The sequence below is a fragment of the Heyndrickxia sp. FW510-T9 genome (assembly GCF_058781025.1).
In genome coordinates this window covers 44,709-64,563 of record NZ_JBYSWK010000021.1, presented here as the reverse complement: position 1 = coordinate 64,563, position 19,855 = coordinate 44,709, and the positions used below count along the sequence as shown (strand labels likewise).

At 35.8% G+C, this 19,855-nt stretch carries 17 protein-coding genes and 1 riboswitch; of the genes, 2 read left to right on the top strand and 15 right to left on the bottom strand.

Annotated elements, in window-relative coordinates; translation table 11 throughout:
* Positions 1-57: 57 nt before the first annotated feature.
* From AC3WJF_RS12495 to AC3WJF_RS12475, 5 genes are all read right to left on the bottom strand, one after another.
* The gene (locus tag AC3WJF_RS12495; RefSeq protein ID WP_492452624.1) at positions 58-1,491 is read right to left on the bottom strand and encodes an anti-sigma factor; all 1,434 of its coding nucleotides are present in this window, start codon (positions 1,489-1,491) and stop codon (positions 58-60) included.
* The gene (locus AC3WJF_RS12490; RefSeq protein ID WP_492452622.1) at positions 1,457-2,014 is read right to left on the bottom strand and encodes an RNA polymerase sigma factor; all 558 of its coding nucleotides are present in this window, start codon (positions 2,012-2,014) and stop codon (positions 1,457-1,459) included. The genes AC3WJF_RS12495 and AC3WJF_RS12490 overlap by 35 nt, the downstream gene beginning before the upstream one ends.
* 294 nt (positions 2,015-2,308) lie before the next feature.
* Positions 2,309-3,196: an aminoglycoside 6-adenylyltransferase gene (locus AC3WJF_RS12485; protein WP_492452620.1), complete on the bottom strand. Its 888-nt coding sequence runs from the start codon at positions 3,194-3,196 to the stop codon at positions 2,309-2,311.
* 464 nt (positions 3,197-3,660) lie between these two features.
* Positions 3,661-4,107, bottom strand: coding sequence for an NUDIX hydrolase (locus AC3WJF_RS12480; protein ID WP_492452619.1), 447 nt, complete (start codon positions 4,105-4,107; stop codon positions 3,661-3,663).
* A 39-nt stretch (positions 4,108-4,146) separates the two neighbouring features.
* Positions 4,147-4,746, bottom strand: a complete 600-nt coding sequence (locus AC3WJF_RS12475; RefSeq protein WP_492452617.1) for a GNAT family N-acetyltransferase — start codon at positions 4,744-4,746, stop codon at positions 4,147-4,149.
* A 790-nt stretch (positions 4,747-5,536) separates the two neighbouring features.
* Positions 5,537-5,637, top strand: a riboswitch (SAM riboswitch).
* An 81-nt stretch (positions 5,638-5,718) separates the two neighbouring features.
* On the opposite strand from AC3WJF_RS12475, the gene AC3WJF_RS12470 reads away from it, so the two are divergent.
* Positions 5,719-6,846 carry a 5-methyltetrahydropteroyltriglutamate--homocysteine S-methyltransferase gene (locus AC3WJF_RS12470; protein WP_492452615.1) on the top strand — a complete coding sequence of 376 codons (1,128 nt, stop codon included), beginning with the start codon at positions 5,719-5,721 and terminating at the stop codon, positions 6,844-6,846.
* A gap of 133 nt (positions 6,847-6,979) precedes the next feature.
* Here the strand turns inward: AC3WJF_RS12470 and AC3WJF_RS12465 are convergent, their stop codons facing one another.
* The gene (locus AC3WJF_RS12465) at positions 6,980-7,459 is read right to left on the bottom strand and encodes a pentapeptide repeat-containing protein (RefSeq protein WP_492452613.1); all 480 of its coding nucleotides are present in this window, start codon (positions 7,457-7,459) and stop codon (positions 6,980-6,982) included.
* Positions 7,460-7,809: 350 nt separating this feature from the next.
* Between AC3WJF_RS12465 and AC3WJF_RS12460 the strand changes: the two genes are divergently transcribed.
* On the top strand, positions 7,810-7,956 hold the full coding sequence (locus tag AC3WJF_RS12460; protein ID WP_492452611.1) for a hypothetical protein: 147 nt from the start codon (positions 7,810-7,812) through the stop codon (positions 7,954-7,956).
* Between the two features lie 291 nt (positions 7,957-8,247).
* On the opposite strand, the gene AC3WJF_RS12455 is transcribed toward AC3WJF_RS12460, so the two are convergent.
* From AC3WJF_RS12455 to AC3WJF_RS12415, 9 genes are all read right to left on the bottom strand, one after another.
* On the bottom strand, positions 8,248-10,425 hold the full coding sequence (locus AC3WJF_RS12455) for a transglycosylase domain-containing protein (protein ID WP_492452609.1): 2,178 nt from the start codon (positions 10,423-10,425) through the stop codon (positions 8,248-8,250).
* Between the two features lie 253 nt (positions 10,426-10,678).
* The gene (locus AC3WJF_RS12450) at positions 10,679-12,544 is read right to left on the bottom strand and encodes an acyltransferase family protein (protein ID WP_492452607.1); all 1,866 of its coding nucleotides are present in this window, start codon (positions 12,542-12,544) and stop codon (positions 10,679-10,681) included.
* Positions 12,545-13,154: 610 nt separating this feature from the next.
* The gene (locus AC3WJF_RS12445) at positions 13,155-13,628 is read right to left on the bottom strand and encodes a DinB family protein (protein ID WP_492452605.1); all 474 of its coding nucleotides are present in this window, start codon (positions 13,626-13,628) and stop codon (positions 13,155-13,157) included.
* Between the two features lie 35 nt (positions 13,629-13,663).
* Complete coding sequence (locus tag AC3WJF_RS12440) at positions 13,664-14,215, bottom strand: DUF2812 domain-containing protein (protein ID WP_492452604.1); 552 nt, start codon at positions 14,213-14,215, stop codon at positions 13,664-13,666.
* Positions 14,216-14,298: 83 nt separating this feature from the next.
* On the bottom strand, positions 14,299-14,769 hold the full coding sequence (locus tag AC3WJF_RS12435) for a DinB family protein (protein WP_492452602.1): 471 nt from the start codon (positions 14,767-14,769) through the stop codon (positions 14,299-14,301).
* A gap of 407 nt (positions 14,770-15,176) precedes the next feature.
* Complete coding sequence (locus AC3WJF_RS12430; protein WP_492452600.1) at positions 15,177-15,779, bottom strand: hypothetical protein; 603 nt, start codon at positions 15,777-15,779, stop codon at positions 15,177-15,179.
* Positions 15,780-16,580: 801 nt separating this feature from the next.
* Positions 16,581-17,291: a dihydropteridine reductase gene (locus AC3WJF_RS12425; RefSeq protein WP_492452598.1), complete on the bottom strand. Its 711-nt coding sequence runs from the start codon at positions 17,289-17,291 to the stop codon at positions 16,581-16,583.
* A 588-nt stretch (positions 17,292-17,879) separates the two neighbouring features.
* Positions 17,880-19,103 (bottom strand): glycosyltransferase, encoded by a 1,224-nt coding sequence (locus AC3WJF_RS12420; RefSeq protein WP_492452596.1) that lies wholly within the window; start codon positions 19,101-19,103, stop codon positions 17,880-17,882.
* A complete protein-coding gene (locus tag AC3WJF_RS12415) occupies positions 19,104-19,712 on the bottom strand; it encodes a TetR/AcrR family transcriptional regulator (protein WP_492452595.1) in 609 nt (202 codons plus the stop codon).
* Positions 19,713-19,855 lie beyond the last annotated feature (143 nt).

Below are 19,855 nucleotides of genomic sequence, written 5' to 3'. Positions count from 1 at the left end.
GTGAGCTACTAATAAATATAAGCAACTTTTTTAATATCTATTTATTCCTTACTTTTATTATTGACGAATATCAAACCACCAACGGTTACCCGCATTCATGTCTTCAGTTTCACCATTCCCGTAATGGAAAGTATCAAGGAAAATTGAATCCAGTTTATCTTCATCCACAAAATATCCTAATTTAATCTTCTTTGTTTGTCCTTGCTTGATACTGCCAATATTGTAAAAGCTTTTTCCCTTTCCATGCGGTTCTATATAATCAACTTCGCCAGTCATAATACTTTTTTCGTCCATCCCAACTTCTTCAGCATAGTTCCATGCATTATTTTCAGATTTAAGCACTTGTAAGGACGGAGACATGTAAATTTCATCTGTTGCTTGTTTACCAATATTTCTCACTGTTACTGTCAGGTAGACAAATTTGAGATTAACTAATTTGGAGTCTACCAATTCGTCAATTGAATCTTTACCATTTCCCACTCTATATACATCCCGTCTGTACGGTAACAATTTCTTTGTCTGATCTAATGCTTTATTCTCACTTAGTATTTCTTGTCCTAATGGATTAAAGTTCTCTTGTTTAAAATCTTTGATGGAATCAAAAACTTCAACTTTATCTACAGCAAAATCAAGTCTATTTGTTCCTGTACCCTTTATTTTACTGACTGTTATCGGAACAGTTTGACCTACACTAAATAGTTGTTTGCTGTCTTTTTTCAAAGGAATTACGGTATATTTTGTTGGTTCATTCGCTTTGCTATGATGAGCTGCATCATAATCAAATGTCATTGATGCCTTATCCATAGATGTGGGTTCAAGTGAAATGTTCTTCATGACATCCATCATTTGCTTGTCACTTACATCTGCTCCAATATAACTTTCTAACATCATCCCCTCTTGCTTGAATAAGAGAAAGACTTGTCTGTTAAACATTACTTTTTTGTTTCCAGTGTCTATATTGATAATTACTGCTTTCCTACCATTTATCTCTTTTTCTTCATAGCTGCTTGAGTACAGAGTTTTAAAATCTGAATTTTTTCCTAATCTCCATAGAGCGAAAGAAAACCCACCCTTTGCGTAGTTATCTTTAAATGAATATTTCATAGTTTCGTGATGGTTTGCTTCCATATTTTTTGGTAAATAACCGACTTTCAACTTATACCAATTGTCAATTTTATTTGGGGCCATATTTGGCACTGCAACATTTACTTCATAATTTTGTTTTTGGACAATCATATCATAGACTTTTACTGCGCCAAAAGCAGTTGTCGGTATGCCGATCAAAAGACAAGCAGCGGCGATTAAAATACGATGCCTTTTACGCTTGGCCCGTGGTTGTCCACCATTCTTCTTAATTTCATCCATAAACAATTTCTTTTTGTGCCTGTAAGTATCTGAAAATTCATGTTGTTCATCTAGAATATCAAAATCATCTAAAGCAATTTTTTCAGCTAAGTCATACATTTTTTTGGATTTCTTTGAATTCGTCATTTTGTATACCTCCTATAATGTTAAGTACTCGTTTTCGAGCGCGTTCAAATTGCTTACGAACATTTACCTCAGTTGTCCCCATTAGCTTTGAAATTTCCTGATATGTTAAGTTATAGAAGACTTTGTACTTAAAAACCTGCCTGTAAGACTCCTTTAACACTGTTATCAATGTATCAATTTGAACTTCAGACATTAAACGCTGTTCCCATTCTTCAATATTTTCATGCGCTGCTTCTGGTGATTCTCTTTGATATTCTTCTATGAACGTTTCATGTCGTTTATTTTTTCGGTAACTATCAATCGCTTTGTTTTTTGCAATTCTCAAAATGTAGCGTTTAAGCTCTTGAGTGTTCATGCTAGGAAGCTTTTCCAGATTCTGATAAAGAGTGATAAACGTTTCTTGAACTGCATCTTCAGCCTGCTGAATATTATTTAAAACAGAATAGGCTACATAATAGATTTTTTGTTCATATAACTCGTATAGTTCTTCCATCTTTTCATAATCCTTGTTTTTTTCTCTCATGAAATACCTCCTCTCACTGAATATAACGAGCGGGTTCGAAATTTTGTGACACTTAATCAAAAAGAAAATGATGCATATCCATTAATTTACGAAAAGGCAGCTGTATTGTTTGAATCTATTGCTAAAATTTACACTTTCCATCACGCAGTTAAACGAACAGTACTTATTTTTTTGCAAATAGGAAATAGGAAGAAAAAGACTTTACAGTAGATGCTAAGAACCACAAATTTAAAGATAATACAGAAAAACTTTAAAGCCATTCCTACATGTTTAAGGAATGGCTTTTCATTACGCCTAATTATGGATAATTTCTTTTGCATCAGAAGACAAATTTCTTACTTGTCTAAGATAATCCGTCATATTTTTATCATCATCCATTAGATATACAAATGACAGGTTATTTGAAACATCTTTAGCTAAAATTCTAAACAATTCACTGGTGGTAAAAATAGAATCCCAAAAGTTATCATAGCTATGATCGGAATATGTTTTTTCATACATCTCCCAATACGATTCAGGAAGGTATTTTTTAAAATATTTGCCCATTTTACCTGATGAAAGCTGGAAGTCGTTTTTCATACCAATCCACCAAGAAACCATTTCATCCAATTTGCCTCTTATTATATTTTCAAACATTTGCTTTGCGTACGGCAATTCATCTCTCCATATTCCTTTTGCAACGTTTTGCAAGCACCACCAAAAATCATTGCAACATCCCATGAAAATTGGCTCTGTCGGCTTTTTCACATGGTAGTCAATATCAGAAGAAGAAGGAATAGGTGGAAGAATATTGTCTTTATCTAAAAGGGGAATGGTGAGACTATCTTTGCCGTACCATTCCAGCATATTTTCCTTTGTTTCAATATGTAAGTCGATACGATTTCCATCTGTGAAAAGCATTAAATATCCGTAAGACCGATCAAAATCCATCTCTTTCCCCAAAAGTTTATCAATTTTATCGGGCTCTTGAATCATAATTAACTCTCCAAAAATATCAATCCACTTTTCATCCTTTATAAAAGAAGCCATCTCAGTTACAACATATACAATATCGTAATCCTGAAAAATATCCCTTGGAGCATTAGGATTCGTTCTGGAACCATTCATGTAAACAGCACGAATTCGTTCATCTTCATGTGCTACCCCTAAAATTAAATCGAACATTTCTTTTTCGCTTCTCATGGCGATCCTCCAGATTTTATTATTTTTTGCCTCTCAACAATAAAAGTTAGATTATTTATCTATCAGCCTCATCTATATTCATATATTCTTATTAAGGACATTTTTTCTACCTTTCTTTCTGATTTTGTCCTTGATAACCATTATGAAGGTCACTTTGACTCTTTTTCTTGCTCATTTTGTCCTTGATAACCATTATGAAGAACACTTTGACTCTTTTTCTAGCTGACTTTGTCCTTGATAACCTTTATGAAGGACACTTTGACTCTTTTTCTAGCTGACTTTGTCCTTGATACCCTTTATGAAGGACACTTTGACTCTTTTTCTAGCTCATTTTGTCCTTGATACCCTTTATGAAGGACACTTTGACTCTTTTTCTAGCTCATTTTGTCCTTCATAACCCTTATTAAGAACTCGTTAACTCTTTTATATTATTTTAATTCGATTTAAAAGTCGGAAATCCTTGTTCAAGTAATTTGATCCATTGGAATAGTTTCTATTAGTAAACTCTCTGCAAGCTTTACATTTTCTTTTAGATAAGAAGGTAATTCTTTATGAGCCGTGATCTCTGAAGTTGTCATCCATACGACATCATCAACTTCGTCGGTGCTTTTAGCATAAGGTTCGCCAGATTGATGGAAACATAGAAAAACGATGTCTATTACATGTAAACCTGAATCGGTAACAAATGAGGAGCTGTTTACATATCTAAGTCCTGTCACTTCGATTCCAACTTCTTCATAAATTTCTCGATGCAAAGTCCTTTCTAAAATATTTGAAGAGACTCCCTCTATTTCGCATTTTCCACCAACAAGAGAAAGACCTCCTCCTGCATGTTCCTCTTTTTCACTTCTTAGAATTAATAGCCATTTACCGTCTCGATGAATTGCGCCTTCTACGTTTACTATAAACATATAAATTCCCCCAAAAAATATTTACGTTAATGTTAATGCCTAGCTATCAAATTTCTCCAACCGTTTTTCAAAACAAACACATTCGTGAACTCTATTAAACTTTTCCTTTACTAAGTCAAAGTTATCTCCAACATAATGAGCAAATGCCTGAACAGGATAAAGTTTAGGTATTTCACTTTTCATTGCCCCGTCTAACTCTTTTCCGCCATCCATATATACATGTAAATAGGATTCAACCTTCATAAATCCACTTTTCACATACCATTTATTTACCCATTCATCATCTCTTGTCCAAGCTTCCAATCGATTTAACCCCTTACTTTTAGCAATCTTTTCCGCTTCATTAAGAAGCTGTGTGCCAATACCTTTTCTCCTAAAGTCAGGATGAACTGCAATATGCCATATCATTCCTCCAAGTCCAGTTCCTCTTGAACATACTGTACGCTCCTTAATTTCATACTCTATATCTATTAATCCAACAATTTGACCTTCCTCTTCAGCGACTAATTCAATTGCTGAGTTCTCATACATTTCCTTTTCCTTTAATACATTGTCAAAGTACGCAGTATCTAAGAACGATAAGACTCTGCATCTTACCCATCCCTGTTCATCATCTATTTGATATGGTCTAATTTTCATAACAAATCTCCTATTCCAAAGTTAGTTAAATAAATAAAGACCTCCGCTATTTTACGAAGGCCTTTAAATGAAATAAATTATTATTCAATATCTATTAGCTTAATCCTGAGGGGGACACACCGACGTAAAACTTAGTCTGTATACAATTAGATTTAATCATAATAAATCCCCTCCCTCATTAACGTATTTACTAACTGTTCTAATTATACAGAAACTTTATTTTATTGTAAACAACCTTTTGCGGAAGAATATTGAATCAATTTTTTTTGCAAACCATGTGTATCCTAGTAAACAGCAGCAAAAAATAATGTCTATGTCCGCACAATGTTTAAAGCATTTCCTTTAGCACTACCAGAAAGTAACTTAATTTTCTTATTGAGAAATGTATATTATTTATCGATAGACAAACGAAAAATATCGTAATAATTATTTGGTACGTGTTCATCAATAAGATTTTTCATGTATTTAGAATTAGGAGGACACTCGTTCCGTTATATGTGGAAAAAATGGTGATTTCACGTTTTTAGCGGACACACGTTCCGCTATTACGCTGAAAAAGGGGTATTTTTGTGTGATTTTCAGCAAATAGCGGAACGTGTGTCCGCAATCACCACTAAAATAGGGTTTTTTATGAAAATAGCGGACTCAGGGTCCGCGTAAAATTTTTTAAGGAAAGCCACCATTAGATTTTTTCTTCTTCCATCCACTTTATCCGTAACATAGCAGATTTTTTCATTGACAGAATAACCTAACAGGTGTAATTTAACTTATAGTTAAATATTTTCGAATATTCTTATCTAGAGAGGCGGAGGGACTGGCCCTGCGAAGCCTCGGCAACAGACTTATTTGAGTACTGTGCCAATTCCAGTAGCAATTGCTAGAAGATAAGAAGAGATACGTTTATGGAAATTGTCCCTCTTCTTATTTGTAAGAAGAGGGTTTTATTTTTATAGGAAAGAGGGAAATGAATTTATGACCAAAACATTAGTTAAAGCACCATTTAAAGCAGATCATGTAGGTAGTTTTCTTCGCACAGAACCAATTAAAAAAGCGAGAAAGGCCTTTGCAAATGGGGAAATCGATAAAGATGCCTTAAAAGCTGTGGAGGATGCAGAAATTGAGAAGCTGGTTCAAAAGGAAATCGAGGTTGGGCTTAAGTCCATCACAGATGGTGAATTTAGACGTTCGTATTGGCACTTAGATTTCTTGGCAGGTTTAGAAGGCGTTGAGTTATTTGAAGCAGAGTATATTAATAACTTTAAAGGTGACAAACCAAAGAATAATGCCATTAAAGTAGTTGGAAAAGTAGAGTTTAATGGACACTATATGCTAGAACACTTTACGTTCTTAAAACAAGCAGTGGAAAAATACGGTGACGGAAGTCAGATTGCGAAGTTTTCTATTCCAAGTCCGAACATGTTATTTACTAGAATTCAAGGTGATGAATATTATATTAACAACCAAGAACAGTTCTATATTGATACAGTTGCAGCTTATCAAAAAGCCATTCAAGCCTTCTATGATGCAGGCTGTCGTTATCTTCAGTTAGATGATACTTCCTGGATTGACTTTGTGTCGGAAGACCGTATAAAAGCAGTCGTTGAAAAACATGGAATGGATGTACAAGATATCATCGATACTAGAGTTCGCTGCCTAAATGAAGCTATTTCTAAAAGACCTGATGATATGTTAATAACTATGCATATTTGCAGAGGGAACTTTCGATCTACCTATATTACAAGCGGCGGATATGATACGATATCAGATGCCATATTCGCCAACTTACATGTAGATGGGCTTTTCCTAGAATACGACGATAATCGCTCAGGTGATTTCAAACCATTAAATAGCTTTCATCATCATAACCTAACCGTTGTATTAGGATTAGTTACATCTAAATTTCCGGAACTAGAAGACACGTGCAAAATAAAAGCGAGAATTAAAGAAGCAAGTCAATATATTCCTTTAGAAAATCTAGCATTAAGTCCTCAATGTGGATTTGCTAGTACAGAAGAAGGCAATATTTTAACAGAAGAGGATCAATGGAATAAGATAAGACACATAATTAAACTTGCTGAAAGCGTATGGGGTACCGTCTAAAGCTTAGTGATTAACAAAAATGCCTCCTATCATTAGGGTAGGAGGTATTTTTATTTAGCTGTCTTCACATTAAATTTTTTCTTTTATTAATAAAGTACCTTAATCATACTAACGAATTGGAATTTAAAAGGAACTACTCATTTTGTTTGTTCTTAATTAATTCCTCAATTAATATTCCATTAATCTTTAATCCAGAAATATCGCAATCAGTAATCTCCATATTGGATAAATTACAGTTTTTTAACTGTCCTTTTGTAAGGTCACAATTATGAAAACTTATTGTTTTATATTGTCCATTTGGATTGTAATTCTCATCACCTTCGACTGGAAATACAACGTTATGAAATTCAGTCCCAAATAAATGAACATGGTCAATAACAGCATGGCTAAAGTTTGCATGCTGAATTTCTACTCCAGATAGATTAGCGTTTGAGATTTTGCTTTCGCCCATATTCACATCATTTATTACCATTTTGTGCATATTTACGTTATTAATTTTAGTTTTAGCCAAACTGACGTTGTCAATTTCTAGCTCCTCAGCTCTAACTTCTTTCCACTTCGAACCAGAAATATCTGCCATCTTCAAATCAAAGTTTTTAACTTCCAACACCATAACATAACCCCCCATTGATTGTGTTAAGTATTCAATTTCTATATCTCAATAAAGTTCTTTAATCTAAATAAAAACTCCTTCTCCTAAAATATTTTATCGTTCGACAATTAGCAGTATTAAAATATTTACTTACTCTCTAAAACGTGAAAACAATAACCTTCAGAGTCAGTTCGTATTTTTGTGGAGTAAAGCTAAATAACCAAACTTAAGCCATCTAGTACTATATAGCACGTAATTCCGAACTTCGCTATCAACAAAATAAATGTTTAACACCAACTTAATCCAACCTTAAAAAATGGAGTTTAAAATAACATTATGAAAACCATTACTCATATTTCGGAGGGATTTTGATGATGACAAATATTTTTTATGAATTTAAAAGTTGGTTTCTTCAGTCAAAATCAATTAATAAAAGGGATGAGTTTGAACGTCTTGAATCCAAGCATACAAGAATCCGTTATGACCGCGATATTCATGAAATGATCCGTGTCAATTAATTAATAATCATAAAAAACACCCTCGTTCAATAATGAATGAGGGTGTTTTTATAAAAGATAATGAGACACACCATAAATGAACTGATCAAAAATATCGGTCTCTATTTTATTCCCTTTTGCAATAAAACAATCACATAAGAACCGTAGGATAAATCCAAATCCTTTATGAATAAGTTCGATCCAAGAAAAGTAAATTTAGCATTTAAAAATGTAGCTACCAAAATGGCAGCTACATTTTTAAATCTTACCCATATTTTATGTTCAGCACTTAAACAAAGAAAATGTCACCAATCAATGATGATCCTTTGGTGGCCTTGGTGGTTTCGGTCCATGCTTAGGCTTTGGTGGCTTTGGACCATGCTTCGGTTTTGGTCCACGTTTCGGTCCCTTTGGTTTATGCTTATCTTTCGTTTTCTTTTCTTCTTTTTTATTTTCTTTTTTAGGAACTATTGGAACATCTTCAGGATTTCCACCTTTAATATATAATTCGTTATTTTGTCTATACACATCATCAGGCTGCACGAAATGGCTTTTGTCCGTTCCAAGTGCTTGTATCATGGCTTTAAACATTAGCTGAGAGATTTTCGTTGTATCTCCCATCATATAGTTACCCGGACCATTCTTAGCATATCCAGTCCAAACCGCCATCGTGTATTGCGGTGTATATCCTACCATCCAACTATCATTAGTTGCATTGTCAGGGTATCCAAATTTTGCACTAGTATTATCGTCAAAATTTGTTGTACCTGTTTTTCCAGCAACATCTATTTCAGGCACATTGGCTGTTGTCCCAGTCCCAGATTGTACCACCGTCCGCAACATATCTGTCACCAAGTAGGATGTATAATCTTGCATGACTTTTTTTGGCTTTGGCGTAAAATTAACCACTTTTCCATTAGGATAGACAACCTTCTGGACAAAATGTGGTGTATTATATTTTCCATTATTACCAAAGGCACTGTATGCCCCCGCCATCTCTAATGGACTAACCGAATTACTGCCAATTGAGTAGGATTCATAAACAATATTATTAGTAAAACGTATCCCAAGCTTTTCTGCAAAGTCCTTCGCTCGGTTCATCCCGACTTCCCTGTATGTGAGAAGAGCAGGAATATTGTAGGACCATTGTAATGCTTCTCGGATAGACAACTTTCCATGATATTGATGATCCCAGTTTGATATTGGTTGACCGGTAGAATACGTTATCTTTTGATCATTAATTTGATGCGCTGTTGACCATTTGAAGTTTTCAATGGCAGGACCATAATCAAGGATTGGCTTAAAGGAAGAACCTGGTTGGCGCTGAATATCAATCGCAAAATTATTACCACGGAATGAAGCTTTATAGTCGTTTCGGCCGCTTCCAATTGCACGAACAGCTCCAGTTTTTGTGTCCAAAAAGACGAAAGCGCCTTGAAATTTAGCATTAGGATAAGAAATAATCTTATTAGTGTCCATGATTTTATCCGAATAATCTTGTGCTTTCGGATCGATAGTTGTATATATCGATAACCCATCAGAAGTGATGTCTACATTCTTAAGCTTTGCCTCTACTTCTTTAACTGCGGCATCCAAAAATCCTTCATATGGCATCCCTTTATTTTTGTTCTTAGGTACAAGCCCTTTTGTAATAGGAACTTTCTTTGCATCTATCATTTGCTGTTCTGTAATATACCCTTGCTTATACATCACGCTTAGCACAACATTACGACGATTTGTAGCTGCTTCCCTGTTTTCAGGTACAGATGGATCGTAATTGCTAGGACTTTGTGGGAGCCCAGCTATCATAGCAGCCTGAGGAAGAGTCAATTTACTTAAATGATTAGCATCAATCCCGTAATACGTCTTTGCAGCTGCTGCTACCCCATAAGAGCCAGCACCAAGGTAGATTCTATTTAAATACATCATCAATATTTGATGCTTAGAATACTTTTTCTCCAGTTGATATGCCAAGCTCCATTCCTGAACTTTCCGCTCAATTGTTTTCTGAGGTGATAAAAAGGAATTTTTTATTACCTGTTGTGTAATCGTACTCCCACCTTGCGAACCAAAATTTCCCTTTAGGTTCTCGAATATTGCTCTGGCCGTCCCTTTTATATCAATCCCATGATGATCATAAAAACGGGCATCCTCGGTGGAAATGAATGCCTGTTCCAATATTTTAGGGACTTGTGAATACGTAATTTCAGTCCGCTTTTCTTTGCCATATTCGTAAAGGAATTTTCCATTTTTATCGTAAAATTTGGTTGAAAGAGGAACGACTAGTTTAGCAGGATCTAACCTTGGTGCGTCCTTCATCATTTTTGCCAAGATCCCTGCACCGATTCCTAATAAAACAATACCCAGAAGAAAAAAGGCAAAAAATATTTTGATTATTTTTTTACCCACTGATTTATTTCTTTTTTGCTTTTGTTTAGCTTTCTCCGCTTGTCTCCGTTCCTGTCGATAGCGATACGTTCCTTCTGACATTTTTAACTCTCCCATAATTATGTTACATGCTGTTTTATAAAGTATGCTTTAATGAGATGAAATATTGAACAATCACTTTTGTTGAATCCATTTCCTTAAACTAAACTCACTGCTTACTACTATTCATATACTTTCGCAGCAAATAATATTTTTATGGGGGGATGTACTTTATTTGTAACAACCTGATGCAAGTGTACATAACTTTGGCCCCTTTCCTGCGGATAAGGGGCCATTAGTAATTATTAATACTTTGCTATTTGCCTATTGCCTTCAAGATCATGTTTGCATAAACTTCCGAACCCTTACGATTAGGATGAACACGGTCCGGGTAAAAGTAGTCCGATCTCCCTTTACTTTTTTCATACCAATTCACAAGTTTAATATTGGAGTGCGATTTAGCGGCTTTCTGAAGAGTGGAATTAACCTCCTTTTCCCACGGCCGAGGTACTCTTGAATTAACAAGCAATATCTTTCGTGACTTTCCTATTTCTCCAATTAAAGACTCAAGTTGTTTTTTAGTAAATGGGCCATTTGTGCCCAATTCAATGACTACAGTATTCCCTAGTGCTCCTTTTGCTTTTAAGCTGTGAATAATAGAAATACCTTGAGACAATTGTCTGCCAATTTTTGCATCTATGTTAGCTTTTGGCAAATACTTTTTAATATAAGGACCGACATCTACCATAACAGAATCTCCAATGATAGAAACGCCTGACCTAGAACTTTGGCTATCCGTCTTTTTGGATTTTGAGCTCTGCTTGTTAACTTGTTTTGTAATACTTACACTTGACTTATTATTGGATTTTTTACCATTACTGTGAACTTTTACAGGTAGAATTTCTAGGTTCGAAGCTTTTTCCTCTGTGTTCATATCACTAGCAGATACAAACCCCTCCTTAGGCATTGCATATTTTTTAAAGTAGGATTTTGATGTTAGACCAAAGCAGGAAATACCCACTATCATTACAATCAAAACCGGGAGTACTCGGTAAAATAATGATGTTTTTTTCAAGGTCCATTTTCCTTTAAATATGTTTTTCAATGCTCCATTTAAGATGGGCTTTTCAATATAAAACCATGAAATATGAGCGATAAGGAAAATGGCAGCTATCTGCAAAAGAGAACGTACGATGTGAACACCATCATCATTACTTGGAGTCGTTAAAGTAATGATTGGAAACTGCCATAAATAAATTCCATAAGACCGTACCCCTATCCAACGAAGAAATTTCATTCCTGCCAGTTTTCCAAGGAAACTTGCTGGATGGGATAACGCCATAATGATGACAATACTAGCAAGAGAAACGAGAAACATTCCACCTCGATATATGAAAGGACTATATTGGGTTGTTCCCCCGATCATCCAAAATAGGAGGACAAATGCTGCTGCCCCACTCAAATCCAAAACAACGTTAGGCAATTTCGGTAATCGAGAGGAAAGGCTTTGACTTGGCCAAAGTACTGCCAGACCAGCGCCAAATAAGATGGAAAAAATACGTGTATCTGTTCCATAATAAACTCTACTTGGGTCCATGCCAGGGTGAAAAAGAAAGGCCATCAAAAAAGTGGAAATCAGCCCTGCAATTAGAGTGATCCATACCAATGTCATTTTCCTTTTAAATACAAACAACGCAAGTAAAACCACAAATGGCCAAATAATATAAAACTGTTCTTCAACAGCTAATGACCACAAATGATTAAAAGGTGATGGGGGGCCAAAGCTTTCGAAATACGAAACTTTATGAAAAATAAACCACCAATTGCTTATATAAAATAAAGATGCAAAAAAATCGGAGCGAGATTTTTCCACCAATGAAGGATCAACCACAGTAATCCATGACATAACTATTAGCAACATAAATAATAATGCAGGTAGCAGTCTTTTGATTCGTCGTATCCAAAAATTCTTCAGATTTAATTGAATAGTCTGCTTCCATTCCTTCAGTAAAAGATCGGTAATAAGATAGCCGGAAAGAACAAAGAACACGACAACACCTAAAAAGCCTCCTCCAGCCCACTGAAGATTTAAATGATAGAAAATGACTGCTAAAACAGCTATTGCTCTTAATCCATCTAATCCAGGCATATAGCGTTTTGAATTTCTCCCTGTTGCTGACATATTTCCTTCCCCCAATATAATTTCCCTATTAAATCTGTTTAAGTAGTACGATAAATCCTTGAAAACCAAAATGATCATAGACCGTGAAAAAGTTAATACAAAAAATAATGAAATGAATAATATAATTGCTACTTTCCTTCTTTTACGGTCAAGTCTTTTTATTGGACAGAGCTCTAGGCCATATATTACTGTTTGGTACTGAAAAGCTAAAAATTAATGTGTGGCGTCAAAATTGAAAATGATTTCTTCATAATTGGTTCCTCCTCTTTTTCGATTACACATACATAGACGTTTTATATTACAAAAAAGTTACGAGATAGTTACGATTATTTCAAAAATATTTTAGTAAGGTTTCTCCGATACATAAATATATGTGAAAATTCCTTAAATAGTAGTAGGTGGAAACGAAAAACAAGCATATTATTTTCTAGTGAAGGATGTGATTTTCTGGAATAAAGAATTTAATTTCGTACAGGCAATTTTCAGAAAAAACAAGCCACTGAAAGATGGAGCACTTGCTTTCATAGTGCTGGTTATTCCAAAATAGAAAAAGCGTCTCCACTATTGCGAAAACGCTTTTTCTGGTAACAATTTAATATCTGATTCAAGTTCAAGGTTCAATGAGATCCGTATCTGGTGGAATATATCCTAGTTGTCTTCCTATTTTTACAATTTGCCCTTTATGATGGAACTCGTGAGTAGCGGTGTGAGTAAACAGCCATAATGTGCTAAACTCATTGCTATCACCATTTTTAAAGGAAACTTTAACAGGATGATCCCAATTGCCTTTAAATTCATTCAAAAATTCATCAACAAGAGCATCTACTTCCCTGAAAACCTCACGCATTTCTTCTACAGTATTAATCGATTCTGGCTCTATTCTAGGAAGTGATTTACCAAGTGCGCGACTTCCCAACCACACCCGATAACAATCGGCTACATGAAAGTGTAAATTGCGAATGGAATCTCCACCAAAGGTTTCAAGTTCTTTTACATAATCCGTGATTGAAAGGGCTTCACAATATTGAAATAATAATTCCCTTGTGCGTTTTACCCAATCATATTGAGTTACGAATACATCCATCTTCTCGCTCTCCTTTAAAAATGAAAAATTGGCTTTTATCGCTCCAAATCCTTGTTGCTCTTATTAATCTTGATCATCGAATAAATACTAATAACATAGACCACTATTGCAATCCCAAGTGCAGAGTAGGTCAAGATCCACATTGGGCTCGGTACCACTTCCACATGTGCATCTCCAAACGTGAATAATCCTATAATTGCAAGATTGAATACTGCTATAAACGTTAAATATAGAAATATGCCGAAAAAAATGTACATGATATTCCGATTATGCTTTATAATACCATCCCGGATTGGGGAAGTTTCAATTTGGTCAGGAGGCTCTTCATTGGATAAGAAATACCATTTCCCGTTTTGCGTCACCGATTCCCAGTTATCAGATAATAAGGCATTTGGCTGCGATGTACCCTTTAATTTCTCAAAACCTATTCTATAAGTAATGGTTTTGGGCTCCTCTTGCTGGAAGAAGAAACAATGTGTCCAGCGGTTTATTTGTACAAGATGATTGCTATTTTCCGCCATTGTTGATAGCCATGTTTCTGTTTTTTTTACGTCGTAGCTCCAAAATGGTCTAAAGACTTTAATCATGAAAAACCCCCTAGTATTTAAAACCATAACGGTTCAACTTTATTTCAAAAACCACTTCACAAAACAAATCTTTTTTCATTCGGTCAACGAGTTGATGGCCAAGAACCTTGCATTTTTCTTATTTGAATAATTTGTCCTGTATGATAAGCATCATGAAGCATGATATCCAGTAATTTCCTCTCCAGTGAATTTTGATCAAGCTTTTCATCGGAAATCTTATTCATTACTTCTCTTAAATTTCGTTGAGCATTTTCGGCTCGTTCAACTACTTTTTCCCATTCCTTATCGTCATTAGATTGATCAGTGAGATAGAAAGTTTCATTACCGTCGAGATTACGCGACCATTCACGGCCTTCTAAGTTGGCAGCAAGTCTCTCTTTGTAATAAATAAGATGATTCACGTTTTCCCAAATGGTTTTAGATGCCTCGCCGGATGGTTTCCAGCTAGCCTGTCCGGCTGTTAGTCCTTCTATAGCATTTTTAAATGGTGCGTACCAACTCTCTTTATCGAAAGTTGTATCTAAGACGTATAAAAGCAAATCAGTTCGTTTCAAAGTCCTCTCCCCCTTAGAATAATTAGAATAATCAAAAAATTCTAATTAACGAATTCACTCTGTATATGATTCTACATTTTAATAAAACATCCTTCTTTTATCTCGCTAATCTTATTGCGCATTATGGCTCGATTGCGGAATTAAAAATCCTGTAATCAATACAGGACTTTTGATCAAATTTATTATAAATTATCGAACTTTATTCCATATCCGCAATTACTGTTATTTTAAAATAAAGTTCGCTCTAAAAACACCTCGAAAACCCGAATACATCATTCAATTTCATAAAAAATAGTGAGTATTTATTATAAACATTGACGAACTATCAGCTAGTTTTAGTAGAATAACAAAAGAGTTGACGACCATCTAAGATCTTCAACTCTAAGAATAACAATTATCAATATCACTTATTTCCTAAGTCTTTCAAGAATCCACCAAATCACCTTATGATTTGGGTAAAGTTTCGTTGGTATTTCATCAATACTTCTTATTGAACTATCATATTCGCTATCAGCCAAATCTGTTTCATTCTCTCTATATACGTGATAAGAGCCATCTAGTGGAATTTGATGTCTATATTTATACAACGCCACAATATATCTTTCAGGTGCTCCGTCTATATTTTTAACATGATTCCATGGGTCATAATAATATCCCTTAGAAAGTGGCAAATCTAAATCTTTTACTGTTGCACTCTCAAAGTTGTTAATAGCCGAAATACTGTACCATATTTGCTTCGTAACAGCTGGGTCAGACTCTTGTGGCCAAATAAAAACTGGGAGAATAAAAGTAACTAAAATAATCGCTATCCATATTATACTCTTATAAAGCCTTTTCAAATTATGGACTATTTTAAACCCTACTATTAATATAATAATATTAATGCCTAAAATTAGTGGAATTGACATTATCCTACCGAGTCCGGTACCAGGAAAAACCTTAGCTAATATAAGTAACATTAAAAAAGTAGGGAAAATAGCTAACAAGAATTTCAATATTTTTTTATCCATTATTTTCTCCTTTAACAACCCATTAGTTTAGTAGACAAACAAATTTTTAATATTACATTAACATATGAAAAGCACAAATAAAGACCAGCAATAAAAAGCGACCAATAGGACAATGATAAAACTCCTGAACAGCAAACTTACTCCCCCTTGAGTTTTTTTATTTTAGCCAAAATTCCATCAATTCATCTTTTTCTATATTACTTGATTCCCTCATTATTAGTAAATAGCTTTATAATTTAACAAATAAAGTCCCATTTAAAACAATGTTTCTTTTATTAATTGGTATAATATCTTTTTACTTTCTGCATCTTTCTGTCGTGGAGTTCGACCAATTTGTTCATAGACCTCTTTTTCTTCAAAAAGATGTTTTGGGTTCAATACGTGAGCTGATATTCCGTTCAAAATAAAGGCTTGTGGCAGTAAAGAATCTTTTCTCCATATCCATTCATAATATCGTTACCGTCATCGGCTGATTGCGGTGAACACATATAGGATTCAGATAGTTTCTTACCTTCTTCCCTCGGTCTTTTCTACTGCTTGTTTTCTTTAACATATTCCTTCTTAAACAAACCAACCCAGTTATTTTAAGTACAAAAAATCACCTTACCTCTAAGAAACATACAGAGGAAAGATGATTTTAATCAAATTTTGTATTAAATGATCTATCTTTAAAAAGTATTACTTTGTTCCTCAAACAAGCCCAATAAGCCAATAAAGGATGCACCCTTATTCCTGATAAGCGCCCGTTAATGGAACATCTATTTAGTATTTACCAAAAAAAATATTTTGTCTGGATTAAATTTACAAATCAAATGATAAAAACTCAGGCCGTTGTTGTTCATGCTTGTCGAGCATAATCTGTTCCGGCTTGATGCCTTGCTCACGCAGTACTTCAATGTTTTGCACGAGGAATTCGTCGCTGCCGACAACATAGAAGAGTCCATCCCTGTCTGCAGCAAGATTTTTCACTTCTTCATAGTAGTCTTTACGGTTAGCGACGAACTGTGATGTGAACTTCTTGTCAGGTGTAGATTTAAAAATATTAGTGAATAAGAAATCTTTTGATGAATCGATGTTCAAGGAATGAATTTGATTGACGTTGTCAGCACGTTCCAAATAATCAAGTACAAGCGGTCTGAAAGTTGCCAAGCCAACACCTGATGACAGCAGGTAGACATTTTTGTCTTCTCTTTTAAGCGGTACATTCGAATGAGTTTTAAATATTGCAACTTCATTGCCAACTTCAAGATTACTTAATATCGATTTAAACTCAGAGCACTGCTCTCTGATGCGTGTTGTGATACCGATTGCATTTTCGTGTGGTAAAGTAGAGATTGACATATGGCGAATCAGGCTTCGGTTTGGTTTATCTCCGGCATTGAAACCTTCCAATGCAAAGTGGGTGTGGGAACCTTCTTCCCATGTAAAGTCTTCCGGACGGTCGAGTAGGTACGTTTTAACCTCTTGCGTTTCTTCAATAATCTTATTTATTTTGGTCCAGTATATTTGCATTATATATTCTCCTTACTCAATTATATTTATCGTTATTATCTAATATATAACAATTGATAACAATTCTCAATTAAAAGAACTAATTATTTCAGATAATTTATGTAACTTAAATTTACTAATAATTCTCAAAAATATAGAACCTAGAATTATTCATAGTTCCAAACGAGCACGTTCTCATTACCAATTTTTCATTAAATTGCCCGATTGTGGAATAAGAAAAATCCTGCTTTGATACAGGATTTTTAATCAATCTTTATTTTTAATAATCGAACTTTCTATTAAATGATCAATCTTTTTTATAAAACCTACAATTACACTAATTTCATAGAAAAATCACTCCACCGTCAAACCTTTTGCCACATTACGAGGTCTGTAAACATTATATCCTCGGACAGTACCTGCATAATAAGCCAATAGTTATAGGGGAATGGCGGCAATGATTGGATCTTTTGTTATTAAACTTGGATAGAAACTAATCTCCTTTTATATTATACATCTGGAAGGGGATTTGTTATTTATAGCGAGGAATATGAAGAATCAATAATATTTGAAACAAACTAACCATCTCCCCACCCTAGAGTTAATAGGTTATGATAATAGTCTCATCTCTATTGCATTTGCAGCGGCTACCGCCCCACCTGCAGACTTAAATCCATCTGCTACACGACGCGCTCCATCTACACATGCGATTGTTTCCCGCACCTTAGCTCGTAGCCGATCGGGATTTAGTCGTTTCGAAGAAAGTCGTGTGCCCGCATTTGCAACCTCTACTCTCCGCGCTACCTCTAACTGATCACGCCCAAAAGGCACTGCACATACAGGTACTCCATGAGCTAACGCTTTTTGAGTAGCCCCCATCCCCCCATGCGTAATCGCGCATACTGCACGGTCTAGTACGAGCCCATGTGGGAGAAATGGCAATAACGTGGCGTTTGTTAATGATTGAAAGTCTTTAGGATTTTGTGAAGGTAGCGTAGCGATAATATGCACATTCTCATCTGCTAGCGCATTTAGTGCTGTTTCTACAAGGCGTCCATCGTCTTGAAATTCAGAGGAAGTTGTGACGAGTACAATGGGTAGATTGATTTTGGCCAGCCATTCAGGGGTCTCAGCAGGCGGATCCCAAGAACATGGACCTACCATAACGATATTCTGTGGCCAATCTGAGCGCGGATATTCAAACGGTTCTGCAGTAAGGTAAATGACGAGTGGTGGGCTGCTAAAAAAATCATCGGCACCTCGTAGTGGCGTAAGCCCTAGGCTAGAGCGTATCTCATTAAGCGGAGGTACCATTATTTTCTCTAGTGTACCTGTAAACACAGGTCGCAATGTGCGATCCCTCAGTTTGCCGAACACGCCGCGTGCTGGAGAAAGTCCAGGGCCAAATGGTGGAACATCACGAGAGGATAATGCTAGTGGATATGGGCAAAATGTCGCCCATGGACCTCCCCAAGCCTCGGCAGCAGCTACTGCACCCCAGCAATTCACATCGACAATGACAGCATCTGGGTTCGTGTCTACAATTGCACTCTGCAAATCGGGTGCATCATATTGTGCCCGTTCGCAAAATATACGTACCGAGCGTTGGAGTGCACTTCGTGCGGAACGTGCCCTGTAATCATCATGATTCATCGATTCGATTCGACTATCGATTGGTGTGGTGTCAAAGCCATGAGCCTGTGCCAATTCCATTTGTGAAGAAAGTGTACGAAGTGCAATTCTGTGACCACGACGAAGCAACTCTTCCAGAATAGGAGTTAGTGGAAATAAGTGCCCTCGCGCAGGCGAGGTATATGCAAGTATACGAGCCATTTACATTCCTCCAATCAGGGGTTGGAGTAGTTCCTTCAATGCAAGCTCTGTTTCATTTCGATTTAAGCCACAATCACGGCGAAGTAGCTTCCAGACATAAACATCTGTTACTGAAATCAATTGAGAGTGACGACGCTTTCGTTCCATCTCATTCATCCCAGTTAGAGCAGGAGCAAATACCCGCTCGCACCATTGATAGTGATATTCGCGGCCACCTTTAATGATATCGCGAAAAGCAGGGATTCTATCCTCTTCGGCAAGCATTCGCAATATCCCATCCCCAACTTCTTCATAGTGATCGATCAGGATATGCAAAGCCTCATCTACATTCCCCTCTACCGCTTGGTCTCGCTGGCTCGCAATTCGCTTGACTTCACGCTCTACAGCTGCAATAAACAAATCCTCTTTGCCGCCGAAACGTCGTATCACAGTCTGTACCGTGACACCCGCACGACTAGCAACATCATCAAGCGGAATGGTTTCAATTGGTCGCTCATAAAAGATCTCTACTGCAGCATCTAAGATACGTTCCCCTGTCATTTCTGTAGCATGAGCTCGGGCTTTCATTTGGTAGGATCGTGTTGACTTCGTTTTTTTGTCCAATGGCATAATTCTTTTCCCCTGTTTAATTTGATTTTAATCAGATTAACATCAAATTATTGCCAAGTCAATCCATTTTCCGCACAAAAAAAGAGACGAATGAAACGTCCCCTAGTCACCTAATAATGAATGAAATATTTAGTTTTCTGTAA